General features: G+C 67.2%; 13 protein-coding genes and 1 other RNA gene. All 14 read left to right on the top strand.

Annotated features, from left to right (window positions below; all coding sequences use genetic code 11):
• The first annotated feature begins 10 nt into the window (after window positions 1-10).
• An RNA gene (gene rnpB, locus ACYVGS_RS04290) (RNase P RNA component class A) lies at window positions 11-355 on the top strand.
• Window positions 356-706: 351 nt separating this feature from the next.
• The gene (gene mraZ, locus ACYVGS_RS04285; RefSeq protein ID WP_460587400.1) at window positions 707-1,162 is read left to right on the top strand and encodes a division/cell wall cluster transcriptional repressor MraZ; all 456 of its coding nucleotides are present in this window, start codon (window positions 707-709) and stop codon (window positions 1,160-1,162) included.
• Window positions 1,163-2,089 (top strand): 16S rRNA (cytosine(1402)-N(4))-methyltransferase RsmH, encoded by a 927-nt coding sequence (rsmH, locus tag ACYVGS_RS04280; protein ID WP_460587399.1) that lies wholly within the window; start codon window positions 1,163-1,165, stop codon window positions 2,087-2,089.
• Between the two features lies 1 nt (window position 2,090).
• Window positions 2,091-2,390 (top strand): cell division protein FtsL, encoded by a 300-nt coding sequence (gene ftsL, locus ACYVGS_RS04275; protein WP_460587398.1) that lies wholly within the window; start codon window positions 2,091-2,093, stop codon window positions 2,388-2,390.
• Entirely contained in the window at window positions 2,387-4,126 is a 1,740-nt protein-coding gene (locus tag ACYVGS_RS04270) for a peptidoglycan D,D-transpeptidase FtsI family protein (protein WP_460587397.1), read from the top strand. The genes ftsL and ACYVGS_RS04270 overlap by 4 nt, the downstream gene beginning before the upstream one ends.
• Window positions 4,123-5,601 (top strand): Mur ligase family protein, encoded by a 1,479-nt coding sequence (locus tag ACYVGS_RS04265; RefSeq protein WP_460587396.1) that lies wholly within the window; start codon window positions 4,123-4,125, stop codon window positions 5,599-5,601. Before ACYVGS_RS04270 ends, ACYVGS_RS04265 begins: the two co-directional genes overlap by 4 nt.
• Entirely contained in the window at window positions 5,598-6,965 is a 1,368-nt protein-coding gene (locus ACYVGS_RS04260) for a UDP-N-acetylmuramoyl-tripeptide--D-alanyl-D-alanine ligase (RefSeq protein WP_460587395.1), read from the top strand. Before ACYVGS_RS04265 ends, ACYVGS_RS04260 begins: the two co-directional genes overlap by 4 nt.
• Before the next feature lies 1 nt (window position 6,966).
• On the top strand, window positions 6,967-8,049 hold the full coding sequence (gene mraY / locus ACYVGS_RS04255) for an MraY family glycosyltransferase (protein WP_460587394.1): 1,083 nt from the start codon (window positions 6,967-6,969) through the stop codon (window positions 8,047-8,049).
• Window positions 8,050-8,065: 16 nt separating this feature from the next.
• The gene (gene murD, locus ACYVGS_RS04250) at window positions 8,066-9,424 is read left to right on the top strand and encodes a Mur ligase family protein (protein WP_460587393.1); all 1,359 of its coding nucleotides are present in this window, start codon (window positions 8,066-8,068) and stop codon (window positions 9,422-9,424) included.
• Entirely contained in the window at window positions 9,421-10,569 is a 1,149-nt protein-coding gene (gene ftsW / locus ACYVGS_RS04245) for a peptidoglycan glycosyltransferase FtsW (protein WP_460587392.1), read from the top strand. The genes murD and ftsW overlap by 4 nt, the downstream gene beginning before the upstream one ends.
• Entirely contained in the window at window positions 10,566-11,663 is a 1,098-nt protein-coding gene (gene murG, locus ACYVGS_RS04240; RefSeq protein WP_460587391.1) for a UDP-N-acetylglucosamine--N-acetylmuramyl-(pentapeptide) pyrophosphoryl-undecaprenol N-acetylglucosamine transferase, read from the top strand. Before ftsW ends, murG begins: the two co-directional genes overlap by 4 nt.
• Window positions 11,656-13,089: a UDP-N-acetylmuramate--L-alanine ligase gene (gene murC / locus ACYVGS_RS04235; RefSeq protein WP_460587390.1), complete on the top strand. Its 1,434-nt coding sequence runs from the start codon at window positions 11,656-11,658 to the stop codon at window positions 13,087-13,089. Before murG ends, murC begins: the two co-directional genes overlap by 8 nt.
• Window positions 13,086-14,015 (top strand): D-alanine--D-alanine ligase, encoded by a 930-nt coding sequence (locus ACYVGS_RS04230; protein WP_460587389.1) that lies wholly within the window; start codon window positions 13,086-13,088, stop codon window positions 14,013-14,015. The genes murC and ACYVGS_RS04230 overlap by 4 nt, the downstream gene beginning before the upstream one ends.
• Window positions 14,008-14,880 carry a cell division protein FtsQ/DivIB gene (locus ACYVGS_RS04225; RefSeq protein ID WP_460587388.1) on the top strand — a complete coding sequence of 291 codons (873 nt, stop codon included), beginning with the start codon at window positions 14,008-14,010 and terminating at the stop codon, window positions 14,878-14,880. The genes ACYVGS_RS04230 and ACYVGS_RS04225 overlap by 8 nt, the downstream gene beginning before the upstream one ends.

Raw genomic sequence — 14,880 nt, 5'->3', positions numbered from 1 at the left:
GTCTTGCCGCCGAGTCGGTCAGGCGATCGCTCCCGGTTCTGCCGGGGGAGGAAAGTCCGGGCTCCACAGGGCAGGGTGCCAGGTAACACCTGGGGGGCGTGAGCCTACGGAAAGTGCAACAGAAAGGATACCGCCCGGCCTCGGCCGGGTAAGGGTGAAAAGGTGCGGTAAGAGCGCACCGCGTGGCTGGTAACAGGCACGGCGATGGTAAACCCCACCCGGAGCAAGACCAAATAGGAATCCATTGGCTGTGGCCCACAGCGGATTCGGGTAGGTCGCTACAGGCCGGCGGTGACGCCGGTCGCAGATGAATGATCGTCCACGACAGAACCCGGCTTACCGACCGACTCACTTATTCCCCCTGATCCGCGCCGCCGTCCAGTCGGGGCGCGGGATCCAGCCCTTAGACTGTTTTCTGATAAATACAGCCTCCCAAAAGAAATAAACGGACTGTAACTTAAAGTGAATCCTTAGCATGTCCCGCCACGGGTCTGTTTTGGGTCATGTTTTGCCCCTGTCTTGCACTCGAAAAACCGGCTGCCCAACCTGCCAAAGTTCCGCTAATTGCCTGAAATTACAGTGTTTTTCGCGGGTTAATTGCTTGACACCCTGTTCCGCGCAGACCTATAGTGTCGAAAAGTGGTGCTAAGTGGGTAAAACTGGTTTTTTGTGGAAGCAAAGGCCAGGCCGGTGGAGAATCAGGGCCGTGTTTCGAGGGGTACAGCACATCAACATGGACGCCAAGGGCCGGCTGGCAATGCCGGCCCGTCAGCGCGAGCCATTGTTGGCGCAGTGCGGCGGCCAGATCGTGGTAACCATCGATACCCAGTCCAACTGTCTGGTGGTCTATCCCCTCCCCGAGTGGGAGCGAATCGAGCGCGAGATCCAGGCACTGCCGGCCCTGAAGCCGGCGGTCAAGCGCTTCCAGCGCCTGGTGCTCGGTTACGCAACCGACATGGAGCTGGACGGCAACGGTCGCATGCTGCTGCCCCAGCCACTGCGGGATTACGCCCAGCTGGACAAGAAGCTGGTACTGGTGGGGCAGGGCAACAAGCTGGAGCTGTGGTCCGAGGCACTGTGGTTTGCCGAGCGTGACCAGGCACTGCTGGACTCGGGGCCAGATGCCGAGCTGCCCGATGAACTCATGTCACTGACCCTGTAGGTGGGCGACGTGCATCAAACAGTCCTGTTGCAAGAGGCGGTGGAAGCCCTGGTGACAACACCCGGTGGATTCTACGTGGACGGCACCTTCGGGCGCGGCGGACACAGCCGCGCGGTGCTCTCGTGCCTCGGCCAGGAGGGGCGACTTCTCGCGGTCGACAAGGATCCTGCTGCTGCCCGGGTGGCGGAGGATCTGGCGGCCGGCGACGGCCGCTTTCAGTTTCTGCACGGCTCATTTGCCGAACTGCCGGCGGCGCTCGCCGCACGCGGTGTGGACTCGGTGAATGGCATCCTGCTGGATCTCGGTGTGTCCAGCCCGCAGCTCGACGAGGCTGAACGCGGCTTCAGTTTCCAGCACGACGGCCCGCTGGACATGCGCATGGACACCAGCCGGGGCGCGACAGCGGCAGAATGGCTCGCCAGCGCTGCCGAGGCGGAGATCGCCCGCGTCCTCAAAGAGTATGGCGAGGAACGTTTTGCGCGTCGCATCGCCGGGGCCATCGTTCGCGCCCGAGCCGAGGCCCCGATCGAGCGCACCAGCCAGCTCTCCCGCATTGTCAGCGAGGCCAATCCCCGCTGGGAAAAGCACAAGCACCCGGCCACGCGTGCCTTCCAGGCGATACGCATCCAGGTCAATGGCGAACTCACCGATCTCTCGGCGCTGCTGGCCGATGCCTTGGATCTACTCTGTATCGGTGGGCGCCTGGTTGTCATCAGTTTCCACTCTCTCGAGGACCGCCTGGTGAAGCGCTACATGCGCGACCTGGCCCGGGGCGATGCGCTGCCACCGGGCGTGCCGGTGCGGGATGCTGCCCTCAATCGACGCCTGCGGCTGATCGGCAAGGCCGTGCGTGCGGGGGAGTCGGAAGTTGCCGCCAACCCCAGGGCTCGCAGCGCCATCATGCGCGTTGCCGAGAAGGTGGCTTGAGATGGCGGTGGCGCACCGGGTTTCGTTCGGGTCGCGGCAGGCACCGCTGTGGGCGGGACTGCTGACGCTGTTGCTGCTTGCTTCGGCGCTGGCTGTGGTGCATGCCTCCCATGCCTGCCGTGAGCTGCATACCGAGCTGCAGCGCCTGGAAGTCGAGCAGTGGGCCCTGCAGGAGGACTACGGGCGTCTGCTGTTGGAGCAAAGTACCTGGGCCTCCCACTATCGCGTTGAGCGCACTGCCACCGGTGAGCTGGACATGCAGGCTCCGGCGCCCGGTAGTGTCAGGGTGGTACGACCATGAGCCGGCAGCGTACGCGAGCCGTTCCCGCCTGGCGTTTTCACCTGATGGTGGTGGCGCTGCTGGCATTGCTGGCTCTTCTCCTCGGACGAATTCTCTCCCTGCAGGTGCTGGATACCGAACACGGTCGCGAGTTCCTGCAGCAACAGGGCGATCAGCGTACGGTGCGGGTCGCCGAGATTCCTGCCTACCGCGGCCTGATCACAGACCGGCGCGGTGAGCCCCTGGCGGTCAGTACCCCGGTGATCTCCCTGTGGGCCGACCCGCGACTGCTGGTGGAGGTTGAGGATCTCCAGCCCCTGGCGATGGCGCTGGAGATGCCCCTGACTGACCTGCAGGCGCGCCTGGACCGCTTCGAGGGCAAGGGTTTCATGTATCTGCGTCGCCACCTGGTACCCGAGGTGGCGCGCAAGGTGCTCGACTTGCGGGTGCCCGGGGTGGGTGGCTTCCGCGAGTACCAGCGCTACTACCCGGCCGGGGAAGTGACCGCACATCTTCTGGGCTTCACCAATATCGATGGCGAGGGCATCGCGGGTCTCGAGCTGCAATACGAGAGCGTGCTGCGCGGGGTCCCGGGCAAGAAGCGTTACATCAAGGATCTGCGCGGCAATGCCGTGCGCTACATCGGCGTGGATCAGCCCGCCCGGCCGGGTGCCGACCTGGCCCTCAGCATCGACCTGCGCCTGCAATACCAGCACCACCAGGAGTTGCAGCGGGCGATGGCGGTAACCGGCGCCAGCGGCGGCACCATCGTGACCCTGGATGCCCGCACCGGCGAAGTGCTGGCCATGGTGAATCACCCGGTCTTCAACCCCAACCAGACCAGCGCGCCGAAGCCCTCGCACACCCGCAACCGGGCCATGACCGACATGTATGAGCCCGGGTCGACGATGAAGACCTTTACGCTGGTGGCCGCCCTCGAGAGCGGTCGCTGGAGTACGGAAAGCATGATCGATACCTCGCCGGGTTATATCCGGGTGGGGCGCAAGACCCTGCCTGATCCGCGCAACTATGGGGAAATCAGTGTCTCCCGGGTGATCGAGAAGTCGAGCCAGGTTGGCGTCACGCAGCTGGCACAGGATCTTGGGCACGAACCGATTCTGGAGGTCTTCTCGCGCTTTGGTTTCGGCCAGCCGATGGTCACCGGCTTCCCCGGTGAGAGCGCGGGCTTTCTGCCCAGCCGCAACCGCTGGAGTGCGATTGAAAAGGTGACCCTGGCATTCGGGTATGGGTTGACCGCCACGCCTTTGCAGCTGGCGCGGGCCTACAGCGCATTTGCCAACGATGGGCAGTTGCCCCAGGTATCCCTGCTTCGGGTCGCCGATGCCGACGCCGCGGATACGGCTGTGCCGGTAGTGAGCGCCGACCTGGCGAGGGAAGTGCGTGACGTGTTGCACCGGGTGACCGGTGAGCACGGCACTGCGCGCCGGGCGAGGGTGGATGGCTACGATGTCGGGGGCAAGACCGGTACGGTGCACAAGGTCGGCCCGGGCGGTTACCAGGACAAGAAATACCTGGCCCTGTTCGCCGGCATGGCCCCCATCGACAATCCGCGCTTCGTGACGGTAGTGGTGATTGACGAGCCCCAGGGCGAGGCCTATGGCGGCGGCGCGGCGGCAGCGCCGGTCTTCGCGCGGGTCGCGGCGGGTACCCTGCGTCTGCTGAATGTGGCGCCGGATCAGCCCGAGGCCGTACTGGCCCAGGCGGACACCACCGCTCGGCGGGGGGTAGAGGGATGAGTAGCGCGCGCGGCATGTCACTGCCCGAGCTGCTGGACGGTCTGATTCCGGCGGTGCCGGACGTCCGTGTCTTTGATCTGCAGCTGGACAGTCGCCGGATTGCGCCCGGTCAGCTGTTTGTTGCCCTGCCCGGGCAGCATCACGACGGGCGGGACTTCATTCGCGAGGCGGTCGCCGGCGGCGCGGCGGCAGTCATTGCCGAGCCCCCGCTCCCGGCGGGTCTGGATACGGGGTCCGTTCCGGTCGTTTCCATCGAGGGCCTGGCACGCCGCCTGGGTGGCCTGGCCGCGCGCTTTTTCGGCGACCCCGCCAAGGCCCTGGCCGTGCTCGGTGTCACCGGTACCAACGGCAAGACCACTTGTACGCGCCTGGTGGCCCAGCTGCTGCGTCGCTGCGGTCAGCGCTGCGGCGTCATCGGCACACTCGGTGCGACCCTGGGTGACGATATTGCTGCGGCCCTCAATACCACCCCCGATGCCATCGCCCTGCAACGACAGCTGGCGGACTGGTGCGAGGCGGGGGTGGACAGTGTCGCCATGGAGGTGTCCTCCCATGCCCTCGACCAGGGGCGCGTGGATGGTCTGGCCTTTCGCGTGGCGTTGTTTACCAACCTGTCCCGTGACCACCTCGACTACCACGGCAGTATGGCGGCTTACGGGCAGAGCAAGATGAAACTGTTCCTTTCCCCGCAGCTGGGCGACGCGGTGATCAACCTGGACGATGCTTTCTCGGCGACGCTGCTGGCGAATCTGCCGGCGGCTGTTCGCCCCTGGACCTACTCGCCAACGGGGCGTGCGGAGGCGGACATCCGTGTGCTTCGCGCCGACTTCCACAGCGGTGGTGTGCGCGCCGACGTGCTGACTCCCTGGGGGGAGGGCAGCTTCGACAGTCCCCTGCCGGGAGATTTCAACCTGGCCAATGTCACCGCGGCCATCGCCGCCGCGGTATGTCTCGGCGCCCCGCTCGCGTCGGTGTTGGCGGCCGTCAGCGCGCTGCAGCCGGTACCGGGGCGGATGGAGCTGGTGGCCAACACACGGCAGCTACAGGTGGTCATCGACTACGCGCACACACCCGATGCGCTGGCGCAGGTCCTGGCCGCGCTGCGTCCCCACGTCGAGGGAGAGTTGCATGTCGTATTCGGTTGCGGTGGCGATCGCGACCCGGGCAAGCGCCCGTTGATGGGTGAGGTTGCCTGTCGGCTCGCCGACCAGGTGCTGCTGACCTCCGACAACCCCCGCGGCGAGGACCCCGAGGCCATTCTGGATGCCATTGAAGCCGGCTGTGAGCGGCCGGTTGTGCGGGAGCCCGACCGTGCCCGGGCCATTCACCGGGCGCTCGCCGGGGCGCGACCGGGTGACTGTGTCGTGATTGCCGGCAAGGGGCACGAGGATTATCAGATTCTGGGTGATCGGCGGGTGCCGTTCAGTGACCGGGCCTGCGCCCGGGATGCCCTGTCGGGAGGGCAGACGGCATGATGCGTGAATTTACCTTGGGCGAACTGGCGCAGGCGGTGAAGGGCGAGTTGCGGGGCGGTGACGCCTCGGTGCGGGGTGTCACCATCGACAGCCGGAGGGTTGAGCCCGGTGACCTGTTCGTGGCATTGCCGGGTGCACGCGTGGATGGCCATGACTTCCTCGATGCGGTTGCGGCGGCAGGCTCTGTCGCCGCGGTGGTCAGCCGCGACGTGGAGACAACATTGCCGATCATTCGGGTGGGCGATACGCGCCAGGCGCTGGCAGACCTCGCCGCCCACAATCGCCGGGCCTACCGCGGAACCCTGGTGGGCATTACCGGCAGCAGTGGCAAAACCACGGCCAAGACCCTGGTCGCAGCGGTGCTCTCACGCGGCGGCGAAACCCTGGCCACCGAGGGCAACCTGAACAACGAGATCGGTGTCCCGCTCACCCTGTTGCGGCTCAAGCCGTCCCATCGGTTTGCGGTGGTGGAAATGGGTGCCGGCCGACGCGGGGATATCGGCTGGCTGTGTGATTTTGCGCGGCCGGATGTCGCGCTGCTGTTGAATGCCATGCCGGCGCACCTGGAGGGCTTCGGCACCCTCGAGGACGTGGTCGAGGCCAAGGGCGAGATTTACCAGGGGTTGCGCGGTCAGGGCACGGCCATTATCAACGCCGACCAGCCCTGGGCGGCTCGCTGGCGTGCCCGGGCCCAGGGCGCGCGAATCCTGGATTATGCCCTGGAGGGAACCGCGGCGATTCGGGCCCGGGATATTCGCTCCCGGGGTATGGCCGGCTCCAGTTTTATCGCCTCGACGCCCGCGGGGGACACACCCGTGCGTTTGGCCTTGCCCGGTCGACACAACGTTTCCAATGCGCTGGCGGCGATGGCCATCGGTCTGGCCTGCGGCCTGGGCCTTGCCGAGATAACCGCAGGTCTCGCCGAGGTCAGGCCGGTGACGGGCCGCGGGGCCCTGTCCCGTGGCCCGCGGGGCTGCACCCTGGTGGATGACACCTACAACGCCAACCCCGGTTCGGTGCGCGCCGCGATCGATCTGCTGACGGACTGCGCGCCCCGTCGCTGGCTGGCCCTGGGTGCCATGCTGGAGCTGGGTTCCGAGAGTGAGCGCATGCATCGCGAGATTGGCGAATATGCCCGGGAGCAGGGGCTGGAGGCCTTTGTCGGGGTGGGTGAGGCGCTGCGCGGAGCGGTCGACGTTTTCGGCGACGGAGGGCAGTGGTTCGCCGACTGCGGCAGCGCGGCGGTGGCGCTGCGCGATCAATTACAGGCGGGGGATACCCTCGTCATCAAGGGCTCCCGCGGCAGCGCCATGGAGCGCCTGCTGACGGCGCTGGCCGAAGACTCAAGCGAGGCGGGAGACTGAGATGCTATTGCTGCTGGCCGAATATCTGACGCGATTTGAGGGGGCTTTTCAGGTCTTTCAGTACCTGACGCTGCGGAGCATCCTCTCGGCGGGTACGGCGCTGGCGATTTCGCTGCTGGTTGGGCCGGCAATGATTCGCTGGCTGAACCAGTACCAGGTCGGCCAGTCGGTGCGCAGCGACGGGCCCCAGAGCCATCTGAGCAAATCCGGCACACCCACCATGGGGGGTGCGCTGATCCTGGTGGCCATCGCCGTGGCGAGCCTGCTGTGGGCCGACCTGCGCAGCCCCTACATCTGGATTGCGCTGGGGGTCACCGCGGTGTTCGGTGCCGTGGGTTGGGTCGACGATTACCGCAAAGTGGTGGAGAAAGACTCCCGTGGCTTGCCCGCACGTTGGAAATATTTCTGGCAGTCGGTGGCGGGGCTCGCGGCGGCCATCTATCTCTATGTCGCCTTTGACACACCGGTGACGACGCAGCTCTTCGTGCCCTTTTTCAAGGACTTTGCCTGGAGCATGGGCCCGCTGTTCATCCTGCTCACCTACTTCGTGATTGTCGGCGCCAGTAACGCGGTCAATTTGACCGATGGCCTCGACGGCCTCGCCATTTTGCCCACGGTGATGGTGGGCACCGCGCTGGGCGTCATCGCCTATCTCACCGGCCACGTGGATTTTGCCAGTTACCTGCATATTCCCTACGTCGCGGGCAGCGGTGAACTGGCGGTGTTCTGCGGTGCGATTGCCGGGGCCGGGCTGGGCTTCCTCTGGTTCAACACCTATCCGGCGCAGGTGTTTATGGGCGACGTGGGGGCACTGGCACTGGGCGCTGCTCTGGGAACCGTGGCGGTGATTACCCGCCACGAGATCGTGTTCTTCATCATGGGGGGGATTTTCGTGCTGGAGACCGTCTCGGTCATCCTGCAGGTCGCCTCCTTCAAGCTGACAGGCAGGCGCATCTTCCGCATGGCGCCGATTCACCACCACTTCGAGCTGAAGGGGTGGCCGGAGCCGCGCGTGATCGTGCGCTTCTGGATTATTACCGTGATGCTGGTCCTGTTCGGGCTGGCGACATTGAAGCTGCGATAAGGAGTACAGGGGCACCGTGACCGATAGTCTGATTGCCAGCAGTGCGCAAACCGTTGTCTACGGCCTGGGTGTGACCGGGCTGTCCTGCGTGCGCTACCTGCGCCGCCGCGGTGATCGCTGTGCGGTGATCGACACTCGCGAAGACCCGCCGGGACTGGCTGCACTGCGCAGCGAGTTTCCCGAGGTGCCGGTCTTCGCGGGCAGCGCGCCAGACGCCCTGGTAGAGAGCGGCGGCGACTGGGTGGTGAGCCCGGGCATTGCCCTGGACGATCCGCTGGTCGTGCGCGCGATGGCCGCGGGAGCCCGCGTTCTCGGCGATATCGACCTGTTTGTCGCGGCCGCAGAGGCACCGGTTGTGGGTATTACCGGTTCCAATGCCAAATCCACGGTGACCTCCCTGCTCGGTTGCATGGCCGAGGCCGCGGGGGTCAATGTCGGTGTCGGGGGCAACCTAGGCGTGCCGGCGCTGGACCTGCTGGCACCCGGGCGTGAACTGTACGTGCTGGAGCTCTCCAGCTTCCAGCTGGAGCGGGCTGGACGACTGGCGCTCGCCGTGGCCACGGTACTCAATATTTCCGCGGACCACCTGGACCGCCACGGCTCTCTTCAGCAGTACCATCAGGCCAAGCACCGCATCTTCCGCGGCTGCGGCCACGCGGTGGTCAATCGCGACGATCCCCTGACCCAGCCCTTGCTGGAGCCCGGAGTGCCGGTGACCAGCTGGCGACTGGGCGAGCCGGACCTGAATGGTTTCGGGGTGCGCAGCGAGGACGGCGTCGACTGGCTCTGCCGCGGGCTGACACCCCTGATGCCCGCCAGCGACCTCGGTCTGGTCGGTCGCCACAACCTCGGCAACGCCCTGGCGGCGCTGGCCCTGGGCTACGCCGCGGGCCTGCCGATGGAGGCCATGCTGCGCGCGGCGCGCCAGTTCCAGGGGCTTCCCCACCGCTGCCAGAACGTCGGCAGTGTGGATGGCGTGCGCTATGTCAACGACTCCAAGGGCACCAATATTGGCGCCACCGAGGCGGCCCTGAGCGGTGTCGGTGGGCAAGGCAATGTCCTGCTGGTCGCTGGCGGTATTGGCAAGGGTGCGGATTTTCGCACTCTGCGCGGCGTGGTACAGCGCCACTGCAAGGCGCTGCTCCTGCTCGGGGAAGCGGCGGAGGAGCTCGCCGGTGCCCTGGGCGACCTCTGCCCGGTACACCGGGTTGCCGACATGCCGGAGGCGGTGTCGACAGCGGCCCAGCTGTCTGCGCCCGGGGATGTGGTTCTGCTGTCCCCCGCCTGCGCCAGCTTCGACATGTTCACCGGCTATGCGGCCCGCGGTGAGGCTTTCGTGGCCGCCGTGGCGGCGCTGCGGGAGGGTCGGGAATGATTGGCCCCTGGCGCGACTTGCGGGTTGAGCCCGTCCTGTTCGGACTGGGGTTGGCGCTGCTGCTCACCGGTCTGGTCGCCATCAGTTCGGCCTCGGTGGAGTACGCGGACTGGCACTTCCAGGACGCCTGGCATCACACCCATCGACACCTGATGTACTTGCTGGTGGCCCTGGCGGCCGCCAGCCTGGTTCTGCTCCTGCCCCTGGGTTTCTGGCTGAGAACCGGCTGGGCGTGGTTGCTGGTAGGGCTCGCCGCGCTGGTCGTCGTGTTGCTGCCGGGTATCGGCAAAGAGGTCTACGGGGCGCAGCGCTGGCTGGCCATCGGGCCGTTCAGCCTGCAGCCCTCCGAGTTTGCCAAGCTGGCCATCCTGATTTACCTGGCGGGCTACCTGGTGCGACAGGCGCGGGAGGTGCGCCAGGAGTGGAGCGGCTTCATCAAGCCGGCGGGTGTGCTGGGCCTGGTTGCTCTCCTGCTGCTTGCCGAGCCCGACTTCGGCGCGACTGTCATCATCGGTGGCATGGTCATGGGCATGCTGTTCCTGGCGGGGGCGCGACTGGCGCCTTTCCTGACTGTGCTTGGCCTGGCCCTGGGCGGGCTGGTACTGCTGGTCCTGGCGGCGCCCTACCGGATGCAGCGACTGACCGCCTACACCGATCCCTGGGCGGATCCCTACGGCAGTGGCTTCCAGCTGATTCAGTCACTGATTGCCTTCGGTCGCGGCGAGTGGTTTGGGGTCGGCCTGGGCAACAGTGTGCAGAAACTGTTTTATCTGCCGGAAGCCCACACCGACTTCGTGTTCTCCATCTGGGCCGAGGAAACCGGCTTCATCGGGGCCCTGGCGCTGATCGGGCTGTTCGTCGCCTTGATCTGGCGAGTGCTCCAGGTGGGGCGTCTGGCCCAACTCGGGGGGCACGAGTTCGGCGCCAATCTCTGCTATGGCGTGGCGCTGGTGTATGCCGGCCAGGCTTTCGTCAACATGGGCGTGAGCGCGGGTTTGCTGCCGACCAAGGGGCTGACGCTGCCTTTCGTGAGTTACGGCGGTTCCAGCCTGATCGTGTCCTGCTGCATGCTGGCCCTGGTGCTGCGTGTTGCCATGGAGTGTCCCGCCCCGGCGGGTGCCGCCACGCGGGAGGCAAGCCCATGAGCCGGCCGCGGGTATTGATCATGGCGGGGGGCACCGGCGGGCATGTCTTCCCGGCACTGGCCCTGGCCCAGGTGCTGCAGGCCCGCGACTGGCAGGTCGACTGGGTGGGTACCCAGCGCGGGCTGGAGGCGCGGGTGGTGCCAGCGGCGGGTATCCCCCTGCACACCCTCGCGGTGCGCGGGCTTCGCGGCAAGACCCCCTGGCATACCCTGGTGGGTGGCCTGCGCCTGCTGTGGTCACTGCTACAGGCCCTGTCCCTGGTCTGGCGTCTGAAGCCGGATTGTGTGGTGGGCATGGGGGGCTACGTGGCTGGCCCCGCGGGCCTGGCGGCCTGGCTGCTGCGCCGGCCTTTGCTGATCCACGAACAGAATGCGGTTGCCGGAACCACCAACCGGCTGCTGGCGCCCCTGGCGCGCACCGTGGTGGCGGGCTTCCCTGGCGCTTTCCGGGACGCGATGCAGCCGCGCTTACTGGGCAACCCGGTACGCGAGTCCCTGGTAGAGGCGGCGCGGGAGCACCATTGGGACTATCACGGTCAGCGCCCACTGCACCTGCTGGTTCTCGGCGGCAGCCTGGGTGCACAGCCGATCAACCAGCTGCTGCCGGAAGTGGTCCGGCAGCTGAGCCAGCGCGCGGGCGCGGGCGCCGTAGAGGTCTGGCACCAGGCCGGCGAGGCCCATGCGGCGGGTCTGGAGAAGGACTATGGCGCCCTGCTGGGCCAGGGCGTTCGTGTCAGCCCCTTTATCGAGGATATGGCAGAGGCCTATGCCTGGGCCGATGTGGTGCTCTGCCGTGCCGGCGCGCTGACCGTGGCGGAGCTGGCCGTGATGGGGCGTCCTGCGTTGCTGGTGCCGCTGCCCCATGCCATCGACGACCACCAGACCGCCAACGCGCGCAGCCTCTCTGAACGCGGCGGCGCGTTACTGCTGCGTCAGTCCGAACTGAGCGCCGAGCGTGTGGCCGCGGCACTCAAGGGCTATATCGATAACCCCCGGCGCCTGGCCGCCATGGCCGCGGCGGCTGCCGCGGCGGCGAGCCCCCGGGCCACCGCGGACGTTGCCGATTGCGTCCAGGAGCTGCTGAACCATGAGTGAGCGCAACGTCTACAGTGTGCCCGAGATGCGCCGTATCCGCCGGATCCACATGATAGGCATCGGCGGCACCGGCATGAGCGGGATCGCCGAAGTCCTAGTCAACCTCGGCTACCAGGTCGCCGGCTCTGACCTGCGTCCCACCTCGGTAACCGAGCGCTTGCAGCGCAAGGGCATCGTGATTCACTTCGGCCACGCCGCCGACAATATCGGCGCCGCGGATGTCGTGGTCAGCTCCAGTGCCGTGAAGGATGACAACCCCGAGGTCCGCGCCGCGCGGGAGGCGCGGGTGCCGGTGGTGCCCCGCGCCGAGATGCTCGCGGAGCTGATGCGCTACCGCCATGGCATCGCCGTGGCCGGTACCCACGGCAAGACCACCACCACCAGCTTGATTGCGGCGATCTTTGCCGAGGCGGGGCTGGATCCGACTTTTGTCATCGGCGGTCTGGTCAACAGCGCCGGCAGCAACGCCCAGTTGGGTGCCAGCCGTTTCCTGATCGCCGAGGCCGATGAAAGCGACGCTTCCTTCCTGCACCTGCAGCCGATGGTGGCCGTGGTTACCAATATCGAGGCGGACCATATGGAAACCTACGGCGGCGATTTCTCGCGCCTGCGGGGGACCTTCCTGGAGTTCCTGCACAACCTGCCCTTCTACGGGCTGGCGGTCCTCTGTGCCGATGATCCCGTGGTGACCGGGCTGACCCCCGACCTGTCCCGCCAGTTCGTCACCTACGGCTTTGCCGAGGAGGCGGACTATCGCGTCACCGACCTGTCCCCCGATGGCCTGACTACGCGCTTTACCCTGCACCGGCCGGCGGGGCAATCGCCACTGGCTGTGCACCTGAACATGCCGGGGCGACACAACGTGCTGAATGCCGCGGCGGCCATCGCGGTGGCCTGCGACGAGGGCGTGCCGGATGCCGCCATTCTCGGCGGGCTGGCGGGTTTTGCCGGCGTCGGTCGGCGCTTTACCCAGCTCGGCGAGCTGGGTCTGCCCGGGGGCAGCGCCCTGCTGGTCGACGACTATGGCCACCACCCGACCGAAGTGCGCGCCACCCTGGAGTCGGCGCGCCAGGCCTGGCCGGATCGCCGGGTGGTGATGGTCTACCAGCCGCACCGCTACTCCCGCACCCGCGATCTCTACGAGGATTTTGTAGCCGTGCTGTCCCGCTGTGATCTTCTGCTGCTGCTGGACGTCTACCCCGCGGGGGAAGATCCGATCCCCGGTGCGGACAGCCGCAGCCTCGCCCGCAGTATCCGCCAGCGGGGCCAGGTGGAGCCCGTGTTCGTGGAGTCGGTGGAGATGGTGCCGGCGCTGCTGCGCGATATCCTCCGCGACGGCGATGTGGTGATCACCCAGGGCGCGGGGAATATTGGACGATTGGCCCAGGACCTGCAGGCCCTGGGGTCGCTGGAGGCCGAAGCATGAGCTGGGAGCTGGCTACCGCCGCCGATGTTGCCGTTCTGCTGGGCGGACAGTCCGCCGAGCGGGACATTTCCCTGCAGACCGGCGCCACCATTGTCGACGCCCTGCAGTCACTCGGCTGCCGGGTGCGCCGGGTAGACCCGGCGCAGGCGGGCTGGGTTCGCGAACTGGAGGGCGTGTCCTTCGCCTTCAATGCCCTGCACGGCCCCGGAGGCGAGGACGGCGTGATCCAGGGCGCCCTGGAGAGCCTGGGGGTGGCCTACTCCGGTTCCGGGGTACTCGGCTCGGCCCTGGCCATGGACAAGCAGCGTAGCAAGCAGTTGTGGCAGGGCGTCGGGGTGTCCACGGCCGGCTTTGTCACCCTGGATGCGGACACCGACTGGTCGGCGGTTATGGCCCGCTTTGGCAAGGTGTTCGTGAAGCCGGCCTGTGAAGGTTCCAGCGTGGGTATGTCCCCCGCCTCCAGTGCTGAACAGCTCGAGGCGGCCTGGCGGGCGGCGGCGGGCTACGGCACGGTGCTGGCGGAGCAATTCATCCGTGGCCCGGAATACACCGTGGGCATCCTCGGTGAGCGAGCGCTGCCGTCCATTCGCATGGAGACCGATCGCGAGTTCTACGACTACGAAGCCAAGTACCTGTCAGACGATACCCGCTATCACTGCCCCAGTGGCCTGAATGCCACTGAGGAGGCGGAGGTCGCAGCGCTGGCACTGTCCGCCTTCCGCAGCCTGGGCTGCGCGGTCTGGGGGCGCGCCGACCTGATGCGCGATGCCGATGGCCGCTTCTACGTGCTGGAAGTGAACACCATCCCCGGCATGACCTCCCACAGCCTGGTGCCGATGGCGGCGCGGGCCGCGGGTATGGAGATGCCGGCCCTGGTGCGCCGGATCGTGGAACTGAGCTGGGAGGAGCGTCACCGCCATGGCTGAGCTGCGTCGCAAGGCCCACCGCCGCCGCGCTGCCGCGACCCCGCGTCGCCGCGGGCGTCGTACGGCCGCAGCGCGCAGCAATGGTCTCTGGCCGCGCCTGGGCGGCTGGTTGAACCGGCTGCTGATTGTCGCGGGCCTGTGTGCGGTTGGGCTGGCCGCCACCCGGGCCTGGCTGGCCCTGGCGGCGATTCCGGTGGAGCGGGTGGTTATCAGCGGCAACCTGCAGCGCACGCAGATTGCGGCAGTGGAGGAGGTGGTGCAGCCGGCCCTGGCGGGGGGCTTCCTGAATGCCGACCTCGTGGCCGTGCGCGGTGAACTGGAGGCCCTGCCCTGGATCTACCGCGCCACGGTGCGTCGCCGCTGGCCGAATGCCCTGGAGGTCGCAGTGGTGGAGCAGCTGCCGATTGCCCGCTGGGGCGAGGGGGGCTTCCTCAACCATGAGGGAGAGGTTTTCGAATCCCGCCGGGCGCGGGAGCTCGGCAGCGACCTGCCGCGGCTCGAGGGGCCCCCGGGCAGCGCCCGCGAGCTGATCGTCTCCTTCCAGCAACTGGGAGAGTGGCTGCAGCCACTGGAGCTCGAGCTGGCGGCACTGCGCCGGGATGAGCGCGGCCACCTGACGGCGGAGCTGGCCAACGGCGTGCGGCTGGTGCTGGGCGATCGCGAGTTGCGTGCGCGCCTGTCGCGCTTCGCCCGGGTATGGCGGGCCGAACTGTCGGTGGATCCGGCGCGGGTGGAGCAGGTGGACCTGCGTTACAGCCAGGGGCTGGCAGTCGCGTTCCGCGCGCCTCCGGCCGAGGTGGCAGGTGGGCTGGCCCAGTTGGGTAGCGCACAACAGACAACAACACATATGACTGGTGGGGAGTGA

This window comes from Haliea atlantica (assembly GCF_054779855.1).
Note: the sequence above shows the minus strand (reverse complement) of the source record. Positions and strands in the feature narration are given on the sequence as shown.